Annotated in this window: 20 protein-coding genes; 12 read left to right on the plus strand and 8 right to left on the minus strand. The window is 68.1% G+C overall.

The window, feature by feature from the left end; all coding sequences use genetic code 11:
- Positions 1-81 precede the first annotated feature (81 nt).
- The gene (locus IEV67_RS03895) at positions 82-1,596 is read right to left on the minus strand and encodes an NCS2 family permease (RefSeq protein WP_188435245.1); all 1,515 of its coding nucleotides are present in this window, start codon (positions 1,594-1,596) and stop codon (positions 82-84) included.
- 12 nt (positions 1,597-1,608) lie between these two features.
- Positions 1,609-2,139 carry a nucleoside deaminase gene (locus tag IEV67_RS03900; protein ID WP_188435246.1) on the minus strand — a complete coding sequence of 177 codons (531 nt, stop codon included), beginning with the start codon at positions 2,137-2,139 and terminating at the stop codon, positions 1,609-1,611.
- A gap of 232 nt (positions 2,140-2,371) precedes the next feature.
- Between IEV67_RS03900 and IEV67_RS03905 the strand changes: the two genes are divergently transcribed.
- Genes IEV67_RS03905 through moaA form a run of 5 tightly spaced genes read left to right on the plus strand, consistent with a single transcriptional unit; the run spans position 2,372 to position 6,741 of the window.
- On the plus strand, positions 2,372-2,779 hold the full coding sequence (locus IEV67_RS03905; RefSeq protein ID WP_188435247.1) for a TOBE domain-containing protein: 408 nt from the start codon (positions 2,372-2,374) through the stop codon (positions 2,777-2,779).
- Entirely contained in the window at positions 2,776-3,585 is an 810-nt protein-coding gene (modA, locus tag IEV67_RS03910) for a molybdate ABC transporter substrate-binding protein (protein ID WP_229702705.1), read from the plus strand. Before IEV67_RS03905 ends, modA begins: the two co-directional genes overlap by 4 nt.
- 56 nt (positions 3,586-3,641) lie before the next feature.
- Positions 3,642-4,430 (plus strand): ABC transporter permease, encoded by a 789-nt coding sequence (locus IEV67_RS03915; protein WP_229702825.1) that lies wholly within the window; start codon positions 3,642-3,644, stop codon positions 4,428-4,430.
- Positions 4,427-5,611 carry an ABC transporter ATP-binding protein gene (locus tag IEV67_RS03920; protein ID WP_188435248.1) on the plus strand — a complete coding sequence of 395 codons (1,185 nt, stop codon included), beginning with the start codon at positions 4,427-4,429 and terminating at the stop codon, positions 5,609-5,611. Before IEV67_RS03915 ends, IEV67_RS03920 begins: the two co-directional genes overlap by 4 nt.
- A gap of 35 nt (positions 5,612-5,646) precedes the next feature.
- Complete coding sequence (gene moaA / locus IEV67_RS03925; RefSeq protein WP_188435249.1) at positions 5,647-6,741, plus strand: GTP 3',8-cyclase MoaA; 1,095 nt, start codon at positions 5,647-5,649, stop codon at positions 6,739-6,741.
- Between the two features lie 76 nt (positions 6,742-6,817).
- Here the strand turns inward: moaA and IEV67_RS03930 are convergent, their stop codons facing one another.
- Together IEV67_RS03930 and IEV67_RS03935 are read right to left on the minus strand one after the other, a co-directional pair.
- Positions 6,818-7,231 (minus strand): molybdenum cofactor biosynthesis protein MoaE, encoded by a 414-nt coding sequence (locus tag IEV67_RS03930; protein WP_188435250.1) that lies wholly within the window; start codon positions 7,229-7,231, stop codon positions 6,818-6,820.
- Positions 7,228-8,421: a ThiF family adenylyltransferase gene (locus IEV67_RS03935; protein WP_188435251.1), complete on the minus strand. Its 1,194-nt coding sequence runs from the start codon at positions 8,419-8,421 to the stop codon at positions 7,228-7,230. The genes IEV67_RS03930 and IEV67_RS03935 overlap by 4 nt, the downstream gene beginning before the upstream one ends.
- A 92-nt stretch (positions 8,422-8,513) precedes the next feature.
- Between IEV67_RS03935 and IEV67_RS03940 the strand changes: the two genes are divergently transcribed.
- The 6 genes from IEV67_RS03940 (at position 8,514) to IEV67_RS03965 (ending at position 12,364) form a co-directional block, all read left to right on the plus strand.
- Positions 8,514-8,762 (plus strand): MoaD/ThiS family protein, encoded by a 249-nt coding sequence (locus IEV67_RS03940; protein WP_188435252.1) that lies wholly within the window; start codon positions 8,514-8,516, stop codon positions 8,760-8,762.
- Positions 8,763-8,769: 7 nt separating this feature from the next.
- Positions 8,770-10,068 carry a molybdopterin molybdotransferase MoeA gene (locus IEV67_RS03945; RefSeq protein ID WP_188435253.1) on the plus strand — a complete coding sequence of 433 codons (1,299 nt, stop codon included), beginning with the start codon at positions 8,770-8,772 and terminating at the stop codon, positions 10,066-10,068.
- Positions 10,061-10,531: a cyclic pyranopterin monophosphate synthase MoaC gene (gene moaC / locus IEV67_RS03950; protein WP_188435254.1), complete on the plus strand. Its 471-nt coding sequence runs from the start codon at positions 10,061-10,063 to the stop codon at positions 10,529-10,531. Before IEV67_RS03945 ends, moaC begins: the two co-directional genes overlap by 8 nt.
- Entirely contained in the window at positions 10,528-11,007 is a 480-nt protein-coding gene (locus IEV67_RS03955; protein ID WP_188435255.1) for a MogA/MoaB family molybdenum cofactor biosynthesis protein, read from the plus strand. Before moaC ends, IEV67_RS03955 begins: the two co-directional genes overlap by 4 nt.
- Positions 11,008-11,155: 148 nt before the next feature.
- The gene (locus IEV67_RS03960) at positions 11,156-11,791 is read left to right on the plus strand and encodes a hypothetical protein (RefSeq protein WP_188435256.1); all 636 of its coding nucleotides are present in this window, start codon (positions 11,156-11,158) and stop codon (positions 11,789-11,791) included.
- Positions 11,792-11,794: 3 nt separating this feature from the next.
- On the plus strand, positions 11,795-12,364 hold the full coding sequence (locus IEV67_RS03965) for a dihydrofolate reductase family protein (protein WP_188435257.1): 570 nt from the start codon (positions 11,795-11,797) through the stop codon (positions 12,362-12,364).
- Between the two features lies 1 nt (position 12,365).
- On the opposite strand, the gene IEV67_RS03970 is transcribed toward IEV67_RS03965, so the two are convergent.
- Positions 12,366-13,736 (minus strand): reverse transcriptase family protein, encoded by a 1,371-nt coding sequence (locus tag IEV67_RS03970; protein ID WP_188435258.1) that lies wholly within the window; start codon positions 13,734-13,736, stop codon positions 12,366-12,368.
- 294 nt (positions 13,737-14,030) lie between these two features.
- Between IEV67_RS03970 and IEV67_RS03975 the strand changes: the two genes are divergently transcribed.
- Positions 14,031-14,258, plus strand: coding sequence for an RNA-binding S4 domain-containing protein (locus IEV67_RS03975; protein WP_188435259.1), 228 nt, complete (start codon positions 14,031-14,033; stop codon positions 14,256-14,258).
- Positions 14,259-14,272: 14 nt separating this feature from the next.
- Here the strand turns inward: IEV67_RS03975 and IEV67_RS03980 are convergent, their stop codons facing one another.
- Genes IEV67_RS03980 through IEV67_RS03990 form a run of 3 tightly spaced genes read right to left on the minus strand, consistent with a single transcriptional unit; the run spans position 14,273 to position 16,356 of the window.
- On the minus strand, positions 14,273-14,671 hold the full coding sequence (locus tag IEV67_RS03980; protein ID WP_188435260.1) for a sigma-70 family RNA polymerase sigma factor family protein: 399 nt from the start codon (positions 14,669-14,671) through the stop codon (positions 14,273-14,275).
- Positions 14,668-15,570: an RNA polymerase sigma-70 factor gene (locus IEV67_RS03985; protein WP_188435261.1), complete on the minus strand. Its 903-nt coding sequence runs from the start codon at positions 15,568-15,570 to the stop codon at positions 14,668-14,670. The genes IEV67_RS03980 and IEV67_RS03985 overlap by 4 nt, the downstream gene beginning before the upstream one ends.
- 15 nt (positions 15,571-15,585) lie before the next feature.
- Positions 15,586-16,356 carry an SDR family oxidoreductase gene (locus IEV67_RS03990; RefSeq protein ID WP_188435262.1) on the minus strand — a complete coding sequence of 257 codons (771 nt, stop codon included), beginning with the start codon at positions 16,354-16,356 and terminating at the stop codon, positions 15,586-15,588.
- Positions 16,357-16,411 lie beyond the last annotated feature (55 nt).

The raw sequence follows: 16,411 nt of genomic DNA on the forward strand, positions 1-16,411 counted from the left end.
GGATGCCGAAGGTTCGGGAAGCGGGGAACGCGACTGCGCCCGGCGCCGCGCGAGCGGAACCGGGCGCAGAGCCGCTGAGCGTCAGCCCGCGAGCAGCTGCTCGATCGGGCCTCGGACGAAGTAGAGCGTGAAGCCGACCGCGACCACCCACATCAGCCAGTGCACCTTGCGGGCCCGGCCCGACAGCGCGTTCACCAGCGTCCAGGAGATGAAGCCGACGCCGATGCCGTTCGCGATCGAGTAGGTCAGCGGCATCGTGACGATGGTGAGGAATGCCGGGAGCACGACCGCGAACTTGGTGAACTTGATCTCCTTGATCTGCGACATCATCATCGCGCCGACGACGACCAGGGCTGCGGAGCCGACCTCGATCGGCACCGTCAGCGTGAGCGGTGTGAAGAACATCGACAGCAGGAACAGCGCACCGACCACGACCGAGGCCAGGCCCGTCCGGGCTCCTTCCCCGATGCCGGAGGCGCTGTCGACGAACACGGTGTTCGACGATGTCGACGTCGCACCGCCGGCAACCGCTCCGAGGCCCTCGACCACGAAGGCGGAGCGCAGGCGCGGGAATGTACCGTCCTTGTACGCGAGGCCGGCGTTCTTGGCGAGGCCGGTCATCGTGCCCATCGCGTCGAAGAAGTTCGAGAACACGAGAGTGAAGACGAGCATCGTCGCGGCGAGGGCGCCGATGCGGCCGAACGAGCCGAACAGGTCGAACTGGCCGATCAGGCCGAAGTCGGGGATCGTGACCAGCGAGCTGGGCAGCTCGGGAATGGTCATGTGCCATCCGCCCGGATCCTCGACGCTCGGTCCGAGCTTGAGGAACAGTTGCACGACGATCGCGACGATGGTGGCGCCGATGATTCCGATCAGGATGCCGCCCGGCACCTTCCGTGCGACGAGCACGCCGATCACGATCAGTGCCAGCAGGAAGATGAGCGTCGGGACGGACGTGATCGAGCCGCCGTCGCCCAGCTGCACCGGCGGGCCGCCTGGCGTGCGGGTGACGAATCCCGCGTCGACGAAGCCGATGAACGCGATGAAGAGGCCGATGCCGACCGTGATCGCCGCCTTGAGCGGCGCGGGCACGGCGTTGAAGATCGCGGTGCGGATGCCGGTGGCTCCGAACAGCACGATGAGCAGGCCGTTGATCACGACGAGGCCCATGGCCTCGGGCCACGTCACCTGGCCCACGACCGACACGGCGAGGAACGAGTTGATGCCGAGCCCTGCGGCGAGCGCGAACGGCAATCGTGCGACGAGGCCGAAGAGGATCGTCATGACGCCGGCGGTGAGGCCGGTGGCCGCGCCGATCTGGGCGGTCTGGAGCGCGTTGCCGGCGACGTCTGCCGTGCCGCCGAGGATGAGCGGGTTGAGGATGACGATGTAGGCCATCGTCACGAACGTGACGATGCCTCCGCGGATCTCTCGCCCGAACGTCGAACCGCGGCGGCTGATCTCGAAGAACCGGTCGAGTCCGTTCCTGGGTTCGGCGTCGACGGTGGTCGTCGCGCCGGTGGGCAGCGGCGGGTGGACGATGGTCTGCGTTGACTCGTCCTCGGACTCGCCGCGAACCGATGTGGTTGAAGTCATCTTCGGCTCCGCTCAGTAGTCGACACGAGTGGTCGTCTGGTTCCACTCGGTGAACGCGGCGACCCGCTGCTGCGGCGGAAGGGGCTCCTGGGCGACCGGCATGATCGCCCTGTCTTCGCTCGTGCCCTCGAAGTACCGGTAGAAGACGGCGTCGTCGAAACCGGCGTCGGCTGCGTCGTTGCGGTCGGCGGCGAAGTACACCTTCTCGACCCGCGCCCACAGTGACGTGGCGAGACACATCGGGCACGGCTCGCAGCTGGTGTAGAGCACTGCGCCGGTCAGGTCGAACGTGCCCAGCGCCTGGCAGGCGTTGCGGATCGCCGTGACCTCGGCGTGCGCCGAAGGGTCGAGGTTGGCGGTGACGCGGTTGACGCCTTCGAAGACCTGTCCGTCGGCGGAGACGATGATGGCGCCGAACGGGCCGCCTGCATTGCGCACGTTCTCGGTCGCGAGATCCACCGCGCGGGCCAGGTACTCGGCGGGGGTGGGGACAGTGTCTGCAGCTGACGGTGCCGTGGACGGGGTGATACCGATCGTGTCCATGTTGGAGAGATTCCTTGCGTCGGACGCTGATGCAACGAGGTCTGGCCGGGTGTGCGCGTGATCCTCGTCGATCCGCTGGCTTCTGGTTTCTTCCCTGCCCGTTGATCACGGGTTCCGGGGCTCTACGACAGTAACAGCGAAACGGCCGGACGTCCATGTTTTTTGGAATTGGTTTTCCGTATTGCGAGATTCGCGATTGTGGATCCGCTGATGCGGGACTATCCTTCATTTCATGACGCAATTTCGGATTAGCGAGGCGGCCGGCCTTCTCGGCGTGAGCGACGACACCGTGCGCAGGTGGTGCGCCGACGGCATCCTCTCGGTCTCCCGTGACGACTCGGGGCGCCAGGTCGTCGACGGCGCCGAGCTCGCCGCCCATGCCAAGACCATCGCCGCTGAAATCGCCGACGTCGGCGACGTGCGCCGCAGCGCCCGCAACCGCTTCACCGGCCTCGTGACGAAGATCGAGATCGACGGGCTCATGGCCCAGGTCGAGTTGCAGTGCGGCCCCAATCGCGTCGTGTCGCTGATGTCGTCAGAGGCCGCCCGCGAGATGAACCTCGACGTCGGATCCAAGGCCGTGGCCATCATCAAGGCGACCATGGTCATCCTCGAAGCAGAAAGAGACACCCGACAGTGATCACTCCCCTCCTCCGACGTGCAGCCGCCATCACCACGATCATCGGCGCCCTCGGACTCGCAGGTTGCGCAGGCAGCACCGCGGATGCCGGGCCCTCTGCCGGTTCGGATGCATCAAGCGCCGACGAACTCACCGGCGAACTCACGATTTTCGCTGCGGCCTCGCTCTCTGGCGCTTTCGACGAACTGTCCGCGGAGTTCGAGAAGCAGCAGCCCGATGTCGACGTGCTGCCGATCAGCTACGACGGCTCGTCGGTGCTGGCGACGCAGCTGATCGAAGGCGCCGCCGCCGATGTGTTCGCCTCGGCGGATGAACCCAACATGGCGAAGGTGACCGACGAAGGTCTCGCCGACGACGCATCCGCGTTCGCGACGAACATCATGCAGATCGCCGTCGCGCCCGGCAATCCGCACGAGATCGACGGCCTGGAAGACCTCACCGACACCTCGCTGCTCACGGTGCTGTGCGCCCCGGAGGTGCCCTGCGGGAACGCCTCGCACACCCTGCTCGACGCGGCCGGTCTGGCCCTGACACCCGCCAGCGAAGAGCAGAACGTCACGGCGGTGCTCACGAAGGTGAAGTCGGGCGAGGCGGATGCCGGGCTCGTCTACCGCACCGATGTCACGGCTGCAGGAGACGAAGTCGAGGGGGTCGAGATCGAAGGGGCGGAGAAGGCCACCAACGTGTATCCGCTGACGACGCTCGCGGATGCGCAGAACGCGCCGGCCGCGCAGGCCTTCGTCGACTTCGTACTCTCGGACGCCGGCCAGAAGGTGCTCGCGGACTTCGGCTTCGGGGCTCCGTGACCCGTTCCGCCGAGATCCCTGCCAATGCGCCACGGCGTCTCGGCAGCCATGGGTCGGTGACGAATCTGCCGCCGTGGCTGCTGATACCAGCGGCGATCGGCACGCTGCTGCTCGTGCTTCCGTTCGTCGCTCTGCTTGTGCGGCTGGACTGGGCAGGGGTTCCGGCGGCGATGACGTCGCCCGAGGCGCTGCAGGCCCTCGGGCTTTCGCTGTCGACGGCGACGATCGCCACCGTGGTCTGCGTGCTTCTCGGCGTTCCGCTGGCACTCGTGATCGCGCGGAGTCCCGGATGGCTGGCCGCGATGCTGCGGACGCTCGCGACGCTTCCGCTCGTGCTGCCTCCGCTCGTCGGCGGCATCGCGTTGCTCTCATTGTTCGGGCGCAACGGGCTGCTCGGCGATGCCCTCGCTCTCGCCGGTCTGCGCATCCCGTTCACGACCGTCGCCGTGGTCATCGCACAGGCGTTCGTCGCCCTGCCGTTCCTGGTGATCTCGGTCGAGGGCGCGCTGCGCACCGCCGGCACCGGTCACGAGCAGGTCGCGGCCAGCCTCGGCGCACGGCGCTTCACGGTGTTCCGGAGGGTGACGCTGCCGCTGGTCGCACCGGGCCTCATCGCAGGCACGGTGCTGTGCTTCGCCCGCGCGCTCGGCGAGTTCGGGGCGACGGCGCTCTTCGCCGGAAACGCACCGGGCGTGACCCGCACGATGCCGCTGGCGATCTACACGGCATTCAACGGCGCCGGGGTGCGTGAAGACACGGCTGTCGCGCTTTCGCTCATGCTCATCGTCGTGGCGCTGGCGGTGCTCGTGCTGATGCGCAGCTGGCGAGAGGATGCGGTGCGATGACTCTCGCCGTCGACATCCGCGCCCGGGTCGGAGGCTTCACGCTCGAGGCGGCGATCGCCGCGCGTGCCGGCGAAGTGCTGGCGGTGCTCGGACCGAACGGCTCGGGCAAGTCGACCCTTCTCGGCGCGATCGCCGGGCACCTGCCGATGGTTGACGGCTCCATCGCTCTGAACAGCCGTGCGCTGAACGCCCTGCCGCCCGAACGGCGGCGGATCGGGCTGCTCGGGCAGCGCGCGATGCTGTTCCCGCATCTCACCGCACTCGAGAACATCGCCTTCGGGCCGCGGGCACAGGGCGTATCCCGCACCGAGGCCCGCGATGCCGCCCACGAGTGGCTCGCCGAAGTCGGACTGGCGGAGTTCGCACTGCGCCGTCCGGCGCAACTCTCCGGCGGTCAGCAGCAGCGAGTCGCGCTGGCCAGGGCGTTGGCGGCGAAGCCGGATGCCCTGTTGCTGGACGAACCGTTCGCGGCGCTTGACGTGCAGACCGCGACGCAGGCCAGACGCCTGATCCGCGAGCAGCGCGATCGCATCGGCATTCCGATCGTGCTCGTCACGCACGACGCGATGGATGCCGTCGTGCTCGCGTCGCGCACCGTCGTGCTGAATGACGGACGCGTCGTGCAGCAGGGCGAGACCCGCGAGGTGCTCGGTCACCCGAATTCGCCGTTCGTCGCCGCCATCGCCGGGGTCAATCTCGTCACGGGCATCGCCGACGGCGACGGCCTGTTGCAGGTGGATGCCGGAGACGCATCGGTTCCAGGATCGGGAATCCGTTGGATCGGACTCGGCGACCCGTTGGCGCCGGGCGAGGCTGGCACGGCGGTGTTCTCGCCCGGGGCCGTTCGGCTTCGACCGGTCTCGGAGTCGGATGGCGGCACGGAGCAGGATGACGGCACCGAGCTGTTCGGCCAACGCTTCGACCCGCTGACGCTCGCTCAGCGCGTTTCGTCTCGCTCCGCTCGCTCAACGTCCCGCGGTTCGCGCTCGCCGAACACCTGGACGGGGACCGTCGCGCACTTCGAGGCGATTCCCGGTGGAGTGCGGCTGTTCACCGCCGAGCATCCCGACATCGCCGTCGACTGCTCGTCCATGATCGCCGTTGACGCCGGCGTGCGTCCCGATGCCGTGCTGTCGTTCTCGATCGACGAACAGGACGTCTCCGTGCGCCGGTCGCTCTGAGCGGTGCTACCGTTGCCCACACGAAAGGGACGGCGATGGCGATCATTCCGATTCCCGCACCAGGGCGGGTGACAGGGGCGTCGCGCCTGCCCTCGACCGGCGGGCTGGTCGACCGGTTCGACCGCCCGATGCGCGATCTGCGGATCTCCGTGACCGACCGCTGCAATTTCCGCTGCGTGTACTGCATGCCGCGCGCGGTATTCGGTCGCGACTATGCATTCCTGGATCGTGATGAACTGCTGAGTTTCGAGGAGATCGAGCGGATCGCGCGCGTCGCGGCCGCCCACGGCGTGCGTAAACTGCGCCTGACCGGCGGCGAGCCGCTGCTGCGTCGCGGCATCGAGGAGCTCATCTCACGGCTCGCGGCGCTGCGCACGCCGGAGGGCGACAAGCTGGAGATCGCCCTCACCACGAACGGCTCGGCGCTGACCGTGAAGGCGCAGGCACTGAAGGATGCCGGGCTCGGCCGCCTCACCGTCTCGATCGACTCGCTGGACGACGAACTGTTCCAGCGGATGAACGACGTGCGCTTCCCCGTCTCGCGTGTGCTGGACGGCCTTGACGCGGCCCACGCCGCCGGCCTCGGCCCCATCAAGCTGAACATGGTCGTCAAGCGCGGACTGAACGACGGCGAGATCGAGGCGATGGCGGCCCATTTCAAGGGCACCCCGTACACGCTGCGGTTCATCGAGTACATGGACGTCGGCACATCCAATGGCTGGTCGCTCGACGAGGTGGTGCCATCGGCCGAGATCGTCGAGCGGATCAGCGCACGGCATCCGCTCGAACCGGTGGGCGCCACGGTGACGGGCGAGACCGCCCAGCGCTGGCGCTACACCGACGGCTCGGGTGAGATCGGCGTGATCTCCTCGGTGACCAACACGTTCTGCGGCACGTGCAATCGGGCGCGCATCTCGACGGAGGGCAAGCTGTTCACCTGCCTGTTCGCCTCAGAGGGGCACGATCTGCGGGCGCTGATGCGCGGTGGCGCCGACGACGAGCAGCTCGCCGCAGCCATGGCGGCGATCTGGGGCGCTCGGGATGACCGGTACTCCGAGATCCGCTCGAGCCTCACCCCAGAGCTGCGCGCCTCGCGCCAGCGCATCGAGATGAGCTACATCGGGGGTTGACTCGAAACTGCAAGACCACGCCGAGCCGGCCCGGTTTCGCCGCATTCTCGGCGTGGTGTTGCAGTCTCGCGGGAGGTCAGAGACCGACCCACTCCGAGACGCCGTCTTCGTAGTGCTGTCGCTTCCAGATCGGCACGCCGCGCTTGATCTCCTCGACCACGAGCTCGCACGCGCGGAACGACTCCGCGCGGTGACCACCGGATGCTGCGGCATACAGGGCGATGTCGCCGATGCGCAGATCGCCGACGCGATGCGCGGCGGCGACCAGCAGCCCGGTCTCGGCCCGCACCCGCTCGACGATCTCGGCGAGGAACCGCGCAGCATCCGGATGCGCACGATAGTCGAGCGAGCGCACCGAGCGCCCACCGTCGTGGTCCCGCACGACACCGCAGAAGGTGACGATGGCGCCGTGCTCGTCCGAGCCAACGGCGGCGCGGACGGCCGCCTCGTCGATCGGTTCCTCGGAGATCAGCGCGAAGGTCGTCGTCATGAGGTCACGTGCTCCATCCGAGCGGGATTCCTGCTCGCATCATCCGGCACTGCATCGCCGACCACGTCTCCGCCGACGGCGACGAAGGCCTGGATGCCGCCGGCGAGATACGTCACGCGGAACCCGCGCTCGATCAGCGTGCGCACGGCGCGGCGGGAGCGCGGGTCGCGCTCGCAGTAGATGACGATCGGCTCGTCGCTCGAACCCTCCGGGATCTCCCCTGCGTCCAGACGGCCCAGCGGCAGCAGCTGCCCACCTGCTATGCGCCGCGCGCGCGCCTCGTGCGGCTCGCGCACGTCGATCAGCCGTACCGGTCGGTGCTCTCTCATCCACTGCAGCAGCTCGGCGGCCGATGTCGTCGCCGCGTCATCGGCTGCCGGCTCGCTGCGCACTCCGCAGAACTGCTCGTAGTCGATGAGTTCGGTCACCGGCGCACGCATGTCGTCAGCGGCATATGCGATCTCACGCGTGCGGGCCGTGAGCGCGTCGTAGAAGACCACCCGACCCAGCAGTGGTTCGCCGATCCCCACGATGAGCTTGACGACCTCGGTCGCCATGAGCGATCCGATCGCGGTGCACAGGCTCGGCAGCACTCCGCCGAGCTCGCACGAGAGAGTCTCGTCGGCCGGCGGCGGTGAGGGGAACAGGTCGCGGAACGTCGGCCCGTGTTCGCGCCATGCCACTCCGACCTGTCCGTGGAAGCGCAGGATGCTGCCCCAGACGAGCGGTTTGCCCGCGAGCTCCGCCGCGTCGTTCGCGAGGTAGCGTGTCGGGAAGTTGTCGCTTCCGTCGACGATGAGGTCGTAGCCCTCGACGATCGCGGGCAGGTTCTGCGACGTCAGTCGCTCGCGGTGGACGATCAGTTCACGCGCGGGGTCGATGGCCCGCACGGTGTCGGCGAGCGAGTCGACCTTCGCCCGCCCGATGTCGCCCGTGCCGTGGCTGAGCTGACGGTGCAGGTTCGACAGCTCGACGACGTCGTCGTCGGCGACCCCGATGGTGCCGATGCCGGAGCCGGCGAGAATGGGAACGATGGCGCTGCCGAGTCCGCCGGCGCCGATCACGAGCACGCGGGCCGCCGCGAGTCGCCGCTGCGCGTCTTCACCGAACCCGGGCAGCATCAGCTGACGGCTGTAACGTGTGATGCGCTCGGGCTCCAGCGCGGGGCCCGGCTCGACGAGCGGGATCATGGTTGCAATAGTACGCGTCGAACTCCGCCAGTCGGCAGCGAGTTTCCACGATACGAAGATCGAATTCCACACTCTGAACTAGAATGGACAGCATGGCAATCGTGACGGTGCGATACTTCGCTGCCGCCTCTGAGGCAGCGGGTCGCGAGCAGGAGGAGCTCGATCTCGGCTCCGATTCGACCCTCGGCGGGCTGCGCGAGGTTCTGGTCCGCAATTACGGCGAGCCGATGGCGCGCGTGCTCCGGTCCGGCTCGTTCCTTCTCGATGGCGTGGTGCGCCGCGACCTCGCCCATCCCACCGGCGCGCAGGTCGACATCCTTCCGCCGTTCGCCGGAGGATGATCGAACCATGACTTCGAACCCAATCGCCCCGGCGCAGCACCCGGCCACCCCGGCGGAGCACGCCGACGCCGTGTCGCAGTTGCTCGCCCCGATCTTCGACAGCCTTGCCGATGATGCGCGATCCGAGTTGATCGCGCTGAGCCGGGGCGCAGCATCCGGCCGTGTCCTGGCGGCGGATGTGCGCAGCCCGATCACCGTGCCGCCGTTCCGGAACTCGCAGATGGACGGATACGCCGTCCGCGCTGCCGACCTGGAATCGGCCGCCGCCGATGCCCCGGCGACTCTGCGCATCGGCACGACCAGTGCCGCCGGCGACGCCGTGCACGAACACGTTCCCGGCACTGCTGCGCCGGTGATGACCGGTGCGCCGATCCCCTCGGGAGCGGATGCCGTCGTGCCGATCGAGATCGCGGATCCGCCGCGCTTCATCGGCATCGGCACCGAGACGGGCGAGAGCTCCGCGGACACCACAGTCCGCTTCTACGCGCCGGTGCAGGCCGGTGCGTTCGTGCGTGAGGCGGGTGCCGACCTCGCAGCGGGGTCGACGATCCTGCCGGCCGGCACGCGGCTGGGACCTGCGCAACTGGGCTCGCTGGCCTCCGCCGGAGTCACCGAGGTGCGGGTGCGGGCGCGTCCGGTCGTGCTGCTGCTCTCCACCGGTCATGAGCTGCGTGCACCGGGCGACGAGCTCGAGCCGGGGCAGATCTACGACGCGAACACCGCGTCGCTCACGGCGGCGATGGAGGACTCCGGTGCGATCGTGCAGGTCGCCTTCGCCCCGGACGACGCCTCGGCCGTGCTCCACGCGATCGCACAGCATCCGGATGCCGACCTGATCGTCACGACCGGCGGAGTCAGCGCCGGCGCCTTCGAGGTGGTGCGCGACGCTCTCGAGCCGGCCGGCGTGCGGTTCGGAAAGGTGGCGATGCAGCCGGGCGGTCCGCAGGGACTGGGGACCGCCCGGCTGCATGAACGAGCGGTGCCCGTCATCGCGTTCCCCGGCAATCCGGTCTCCGCCCTGCTGTCGTTCGAGATGTTCCTCCGCCCGATCCTGCGCAGGTCCGCCGGGCTCGATCCCTGTCGTCGTGTGCAGCGGGCCCCGTTGGCCGAGGCCCTCAGCTCCCCGCGCGAGAAGCACCAGATCCGTCGCGGACGATTGCGCGCGGACGGTAGCGTCGAGGTGGGAGCTCCTGGTTCGCACCTGCTGCACGACTACGCGCGGGCGACGGTCCTGGTGCACGTTCCGATCGGCGTCGACGCGCTCCCCGCGGGCGCCGAGGTCGAGGTATGGAGAATCGATGAGTGACCTGACGCACCTGCGTTCCGACGGCTCGGCCCACATGGTCGATGTCACCGACAAGGCGGTCACGCGACGCGAGGCGCGCGCACAGGCGGTGCTCGTGACGACCGAAGAGGTCGTGGCGAAGATCGCCGACGGCTCGCTGCCGAAGGGCGAGGCACTGGGAACGGCACGTCTGGCCGGCATCATGGGCGCCAAGCAGACGTCGAACCTGATCCCGCTGTGCCACCCGCTGCCGCTGACCAAGCTCTCGGTCGACCTCGAACCACAGGGCGACCGCGTGCGGATCGTCGCGACCGCGGTGACCAACGGCGTCACCGGCGTCGAGATGGAGGCGCTGACCGCCGCGAACATCGCGGCCCTGACGCTCTACGACATGATCAAGGCCGTCGACAATCGCGCCGTGATCACCGACGTGCTCGTACTGGCGAAGTCGGGCGGCAAGAGCGGCGACTGGTCTCGCGAATGACCAGGCGCGCCGCGGTTCTCGTCGCCTCGACCCGTGCGGCGGCGGGGACATACGAGGATCGCACCGGTCCGGTGGTCGCCGAGTGGCTGCGTGCCCGCGGTTTCGAGGTGGCAGGTCCGGTCGTCGTGGCGGATGCCGCGATCGCCGATGCACTCGCGGAGCTGCTCGCGGAGCATCCGGATCTGATTCTCACCACCGGCGGAACCGGCGTCTCACCCGATGACCGCACACCGGAGGCGACCAGGAAGCTGCTGGACCTGGAGCTGCCTGGCATCGCCGAGGAGGTCCGAAGGCGCGGAGCCGCCATCACACCGACGGCGATCCTCAGCCGGGCTGTCGCCGGTGTCGCCGGCCGCACGCTCGTGATGAACCTCCCCGGCTCGACCGGCGGGGTGCGTGACGGGCTCGCCGTGCTCGACGACGTTCTCGATCACCTGCTCGACCAGATCACCGGTGGGGACCATCCGGGGCACTGAACGTCCCTGCGACGCGCGGCACCCGACCGGACGATTCTGTGCAGGGAAGACCGTGACCAATGTCATGCCGATAGGGGACGGTTCGGCACTCCCTCGCGCTCCGGGCCGCTTGTAGCGTCGATCTCACGGACGTAGAAGGGGATGACGAATGGTGCGCAGAGCCAAGCCGGGAGACGATCACCCGCTGCAGCGATATCGCTGGTGGCAGTTGTTCTCACGCTCGCTGTTCCATCTGCGCCTCGAAGGCGTCACCGGTGCACCGGAGGTCTGGTCGGTCGACGTCCGCCATGGCGGTGACTCGAACGGAGAGGTGTGGGCCCTGCTCTACCTCGACGGACGCAACCAGTCACGCTCCAGGCTTCCCGCGGCGTTCCGCATCCCCGGTGGCATAGTCGAAGTGGCCACGAGCAGCTACGGCCTCAAGCGCTGTCACTACGTCGCCGAAGACGGGACAACTCGGATGCTGGTGCCCGATCGAGCATCCGCCGAGGGGCGACGTGCTCGCCTGGATCAGAGCAGTCCGACCTTGAGCCGCGCGATCGGCGTCGTGTCGGTGGTCGTACTCTTGATCGCACTCGTGCTCGGTGTGCCGCAGATCGTCGAGGACATCACGCGGATACCTCCCGTGGCCGACGCCGTCGGTACGTTCGTCAGCCCGATCCAACTCCCGGCGTGGACGAACATCACGCTGGTCGTCGCGGCACTCGTGGCGAGCACCGAGCGTGCCCTTCGCATGCGCTACAACTGGATACTCGACGGCGGCCTGTTCGACGGCGATGATTAGGTCATGGGCAAAGTCGCATGGGGATTCACGAGCTCGATCGACGGCTTCATCGCCGGCCCCGGTCACGACATGAGCTGGCTGTCGGCCTCGGAGCCGATGGCCGAGGGCATGACGGCGAGCATGGCCGGCGAGGTGGGAGTGATCATCTCCGGCAGATCGGGCTACGACGCCGCGAAGGCCCAGCAGGACGAGCGCGACGAGATGACCTCAGAGGCGTACGGCGGCGCGTGGTCGGGCACCGAGTTCATCCTCACGCACCGGCCGGAGGAGATCGCGGATGATCCGACGATCGTCCCGCTGAACTGCGATGTCGTCGAGGCGATCCGCCGCGCACGGGAGATCGCCGGCGACAAGGACGTGCAGATCATCAGTGCGGACATCGCCCGCCAGGCTCTGGAGCACGATCTGATCGACGAACTGCAGGTCTTCGTCGCTCCGGTGTTCCTCGGCGACGGCATCCGGATCTTCGATGTCCCCGGCGGGCGCCGCTACGACTGGGAGCTGGTCGAGATGTACGAGGGCGCAGAGCGCAGCTTCGGGCGGACGTACCGGCCGAAGCGCACCCAGCGGTGAGTCACCACCGGATGCGCAGGAACTCCTGACGAAGCCGCGCCCCTCGCGGCGGGTTCAGGCTCTCGACCCACGAGATGCGGCCCAGCAGGTGCGCACGGAAATCGTCGAGACTGCGGTGATTCTGGGTGTGCGGACCGTGGAGGACGCAGTTGTGGATCGTCGCCTTGAGCCGATCGAAGTCGGCGCGCGAGACGTTGGCGCGCTGGTTGACGACGATCCCTGTAACGGTCTGTCTGACTCCCTGACGCCTGACCCTCGTCTTCCGCGGGTTGGCCAAATGCCCTTCGTCTTCGATGATCCGCTGCACTCCGCGGATGAAGGCATCCGGGCGCTTGGCGAGTGTCGAGCCGCCGCTGAACGCGAGGTCGTCCGCGTATCGCGTGTACGTCGCATCGACGGCATCCGCCCATCCGGTCAGTCGTGAATCGAGACGCCGGATCGCGAGGTTGGCGAGCATCGGCGAGGAGGGAGCGCCCTGCGGCAGATGACTCGTTGCCAGAGCCTGGCGCAGGGCGAACCGCTCTTCGGGTGAGCCGCCGGGCGGCATGGCCGCGAGCACGCGCGGAGGGACGGCGTTGGTGCACAGCCCGGTGATCACGTGCGAGACGGGTTCGGACAATCCCGACTGACGGAGCGTGCCGAAGATGCGGCCCGCTGTCACACGGGCGAAGAATGTGGTGAGGTCGAGCGATATGACGATGTCGGATCCCGTGTGGTGCGCGGCCCCGGTGACCGCGCTGCGGCCGGGGACGAAGCCGTGGGCGGCGCCGTTCACGGGAATGAGGCCGAGCACCCTCTCCAGGAGCGTGCGCTGCACACGGCGCATCCGCTGCTCGGGGATCTCCAGCAGTCTGGGGATCCGCCCTGGCCGTGCGCGCCACTCGTACTGGTAGTGGTGCAGTGGCCCTGGGCGCGCGCGGCGATTCCACTGCTTCGTGTCGGCGAGCCACTGGAGCCGTCCGACGTCCAGATCGAGGAGGACGGCGAGATCCGGGATGCTGTCGATACGGGGAAGCGGGCCCGACGGCGGCTGCGACGTCGAGGGACCGACGACGTGGTGGTGGATGCGCAGCGGCGAACGGCGCTCGTCTGCCTTGCGCACCGCCTCGATGAAGTCGGGCGCGCGGAGGATCACCGAGGTGAGCAGGCGTGGGGCATCGACGGGTGCGCGGACGAATGCGCTCATCACGTCGCCCACGAGCGGTGTGAGCCATCGGCGACGAGCTCCCATGACGAACGCTCCGGTTCGGATCAGCTCTTTCGGCGCCCAGACCTCTGACGCGAGGAACGCGTCGGCCAGAGATGCGGCCACGGACGACGGCAGCGGGCGCGGCGTGCGAGCGAGCACACGTGATGCGGTGGTGGCCGCCATCAGAGGGCAGTCATGGAACGGGCGCCGGCCCGATCGTCGTGCGGCGTGCGATGGCCTGCGTACGACTCATCCATCAGTGCGGGCGCTGTATTGCGCGAAGCGCAAGGAGGCGCCTGCGGCGTTCGTTCCAGGTCAGACTGCGTACCCCGGGGTGACCCCGGAGAGAGCGGAACACATCGTGAACCACTCGCCTCGTCCGCAAGCCATCGCACGGCGCCACGATAGCAAGGAACACCGACGTCCGGACGGCACCGCCAGCATCCGGTCCCCGCGCGGGGCGGTTAGCATTCAGGAATGACGAACGCTGATCAGATCGACGACGTGCCCATCGGGGGCGAGGTCATCCGCCTCGGGCAGTTCCTCAAGTTCTCCGGCCTGCTCGACTCCGGCGGCAACGCCAAGGAGGTCATCATCGACGGCTACGTCGACGTCAACGGTGAGACCGAGCGCCGCCGCGGGCGGCAGCTGCACGACGGCGACCTCGTCACGTTCGAGGGACGGACGGTCCGCGTTCGGCCGTGAGGCCGAAGTGAGCCTCACCGGTTCCAGTGCCGCAGCTTCTCCGGATTGCAGACGACCCAGAGGCTCGACAGCAGCCCGGATCGCATCTCGCCCGTGATCGCGCCGACCACCGAGTCGCCGCGCGTGAGGATGAGTCCAGGGGCGCCGTTGATCGACGCCTTGATGATCACAGTCTCCGGTGTCATCAGAGATGCCAACCCGGATGCCGCGGGCACCCGGCCTTCCGATGACGTCGAGGCGGCGGGGACGAGGCCACCGCTGTCGATGGTCAGCACCACGTCGCGGTGCAGAACCGTGTGGACGTCGTCGCCGTTGCCGGACATCATGGCTGTCGCCAGCGCATCGATCGTGGCGCTGTCGGGCGCGCCACGACGCCTCCGGCGCGCCCACGCCGGGTACTGCCTCCGGGTCATGCGCCGACCGCGGCGACATGCCGGAGCTTGGGCGGACTCATCACCCAGAGAAGCTGAAGGATGCCGTCGTTCGAAGCCGTGACGGTCACCATCGTGGTGACCTCGCCGTTCTCTGTGAGAGTCGCCGCGGGCTGGCCGTTCACCTGGACCCAGTCGATCGACTTGCCGATCCAGAAATGGTGCGCGAAGGCCGCGACGAACTTCGCCACCCTGCCGCGCCCGATCACCGGGATCCTTGCCGCGAGCTTGACGCCGTTGCCGTCCGAGTAGCTCACGACATCGGCAGCGAAGAGGCTTTCGAGTTCCTGGGCGTCGCCCTTCTGCGCGGCGACGAGGAATGCCTCCAGCAGTCGGCGCTGAGCGGATGGCTCCACCGCCACATGGCGAGTGGATTCCAGATGCGCGCGCGCCCTGCTGACCAGTTGCCTGGCGCTGACGACGGTGGACGAAATCACCTCTGCGATACGCGGATACGGATAGTCGAACGCCTCGCGCAGGATGTACGCCGCCCGCTCGGTCGGGGTCAGCTTCTCCAGTGTCAGCAGGATCGCGAACTGCAGCGCCTCAGCACGCTCTGCGCCGAGGGCCGGGTCGTCATCCGTGTTCACGGGCTCAGGCAGCCAGGGGCCGATGTACGTCTCGCGCTTCGCGTGCGCGGACTGCAGCACGTTGATCGACAGCCTCGTTGTGATCGTCGCGAGGAAGGCAGCGGGCTCGAGGATCTCCGTCCGATCGGTGCTCTGCCAGCGGATCCAGGTCTCCTGCACGATGTCCTCCGCATCGGCAACGGTGCCCAGCATCCGATACGCGATCCCGAACAGGCGCCGTCGGTGCGCCGCGAAGACGGCAATCGCGTCGTCGAGGTCGTCGGTTCGTGCGTGAGCGTCGTTCTTCACCATCACAGCTCCCACCTCTCAGCGCGATCCGACAAGTCTCCGGCGTCCCTCATCGTGCACCCAAGATTCCAGGGTGGTGGGCCCCAAGCGCAAGGGGGCATGCGGGAGCAGCGAATCACCGGAAATGTTGAAGCCGACAGGGGTGATCTCATCATCCTCGACGACGTAGCGCGGGTCGTGGTCTGTCCGCAGCACGCGATGGACGAATTCCGGCAGCAGCAGCTTCTCCGGACCGCCCACGTCCATCGCGCCGCCGAGCGGAGTACCCGTCGCCATCTCCACGAGGACCTCTGCCACATCCGAGGCGGCGATCGGCTGCACAGGCTTCGAGGGCAGCCGGACGGTGTCAGCGATGGTGTTCCATCCTGCGATCACCCTGGCGAAGTCGTAGAACTGCGTGGACCGCAGGATCGAATGGGGAATCGGCCCTGTCTGCACCAACCGCTCCTGCGCGCGCTTCGCGGCGAAATAGCCATCCGCACCGGCATGATCCGCACCGACGATGGAAAGGAGCACATGGTGCTTCACGCCGGCTCGTTCCTCAGCATCCAACAGACGCTGAGTGGACTCCTCGAAGAAGGCGCGAGCAGCCGGGCCGGCAAGGTCTGGCGAGTTGGTCACATCGATGACGGCATCCGCATACTCGAGCGCGCTGTCGAGACCTCGTCCCGTTCTCGCATCCACTCCGCTCGTCGGCGACGCCACGACGACAGCCTGCGCGTGTCGTTCCAGTCTTTCGACGACCATGCGGCCGACCTGTCCGGTTCCGCCCATAACAACGATTCGCATCTCGCCCGCTCCGTTTCTGGATCCGCGCCGTCCGCGCAGTTGGTCTCCTGGAAGC

The organism is Microbacterium murale (assembly GCF_014635185.1).
Taxonomy (GTDB): Bacteria; Actinomycetota; Actinomycetes; order Actinomycetales; family Microbacteriaceae; genus Microbacterium; species Microbacterium murale.

Excerpts from the sequence above, each read along its gene's own strand:
- IEV67_RS03895 (WP_188435245.1), bottom strand. The coding sequence starts at position 1,596 with ATGACTTCAACCACATCGGTTCGCGGCGAGTCCGAGGACGAGTCAACG.
- IEV67_RS03900 (WP_188435246.1), bottom strand. The coding sequence starts at position 2,139 with ATGGACACGATCGGTATCACCCCGTCCACGGCACCGTCAGCTGCAGAC.
- IEV67_RS03905 (WP_188435247.1), top strand. The coding sequence starts at position 2,372 with ATGACGCAATTTCGGATTAGCGAGGCGGCCGGCCTTCTCGGCGTGAGC.
- IEV67_RS03920 (WP_188435248.1), top strand. The coding sequence starts at position 4,427 with ATGACTCTCGCCGTCGACATCCGCGCCCGGGTCGGAGGCTTCACGCTC.
- moaA (WP_188435249.1), top strand. The coding sequence starts at position 5,647 with ATGGCGATCATTCCGATTCCCGCACCAGGGCGGGTGACAGGGGCGTCG.
- IEV67_RS03930 (WP_188435250.1), bottom strand. The coding sequence starts at position 7,231 with ATGACGACGACCTTCGCGCTGATCTCCGAGGAACCGATCGACGAGGCG.
- IEV67_RS03935 (WP_188435251.1), bottom strand. The coding sequence starts at position 8,421 with ATGATCCCGCTCGTCGAGCCGGGCCCCGCGCTGGAGCCCGAGCGCATC.
- IEV67_RS03940 (WP_188435252.1), top strand. The coding sequence starts at position 8,514 with ATGGCAATCGTGACGGTGCGATACTTCGCTGCCGCCTCTGAGGCAGCG.
- IEV67_RS03945 (WP_188435253.1), top strand. The coding sequence starts at position 8,770 with ATGACTTCGAACCCAATCGCCCCGGCGCAGCACCCGGCCACCCCGGCG.
- moaC (WP_188435254.1), top strand. The coding sequence starts at position 10,061 with ATGAGTGACCTGACGCACCTGCGTTCCGACGGCTCGGCCCACATGGTC.
- IEV67_RS03955 (WP_188435255.1), top strand. The coding sequence starts at position 10,528 with ATGACCAGGCGCGCCGCGGTTCTCGTCGCCTCGACCCGTGCGGCGGCG.
- IEV67_RS03960 (WP_188435256.1), top strand. The coding sequence starts at position 11,156 with ATGGTGCGCAGAGCCAAGCCGGGAGACGATCACCCGCTGCAGCGATAT.
- IEV67_RS03965 (WP_188435257.1), top strand. The coding sequence starts at position 11,795 with ATGGGCAAAGTCGCATGGGGATTCACGAGCTCGATCGACGGCTTCATC.
- IEV67_RS03970 (WP_188435258.1), bottom strand. The coding sequence starts at position 13,736 with ATGGCGGCCACCACCGCATCACGTGTGCTCGCTCGCACGCCGCGCCCG.
- IEV67_RS03975 (WP_188435259.1), top strand. The coding sequence starts at position 14,031 with ATGACGAACGCTGATCAGATCGACGACGTGCCCATCGGGGGCGAGGTC.
- IEV67_RS03980 (WP_188435260.1), bottom strand. The coding sequence starts at position 14,671 with ATGACCCGGAGGCAGTACCCGGCGTGGGCGCGCCGGAGGCGTCGTGGC.
- IEV67_RS03985 (WP_188435261.1), bottom strand. The coding sequence starts at position 15,570 with ATGGTGAAGAACGACGCTCACGCACGAACCGACGACCTCGACGACGCG.
- IEV67_RS03990 (WP_188435262.1), bottom strand. The coding sequence starts at position 16,356 with ATGCGAATCGTTGTTATGGGCGGAACCGGACAGGTCGGCCGCATGGTC.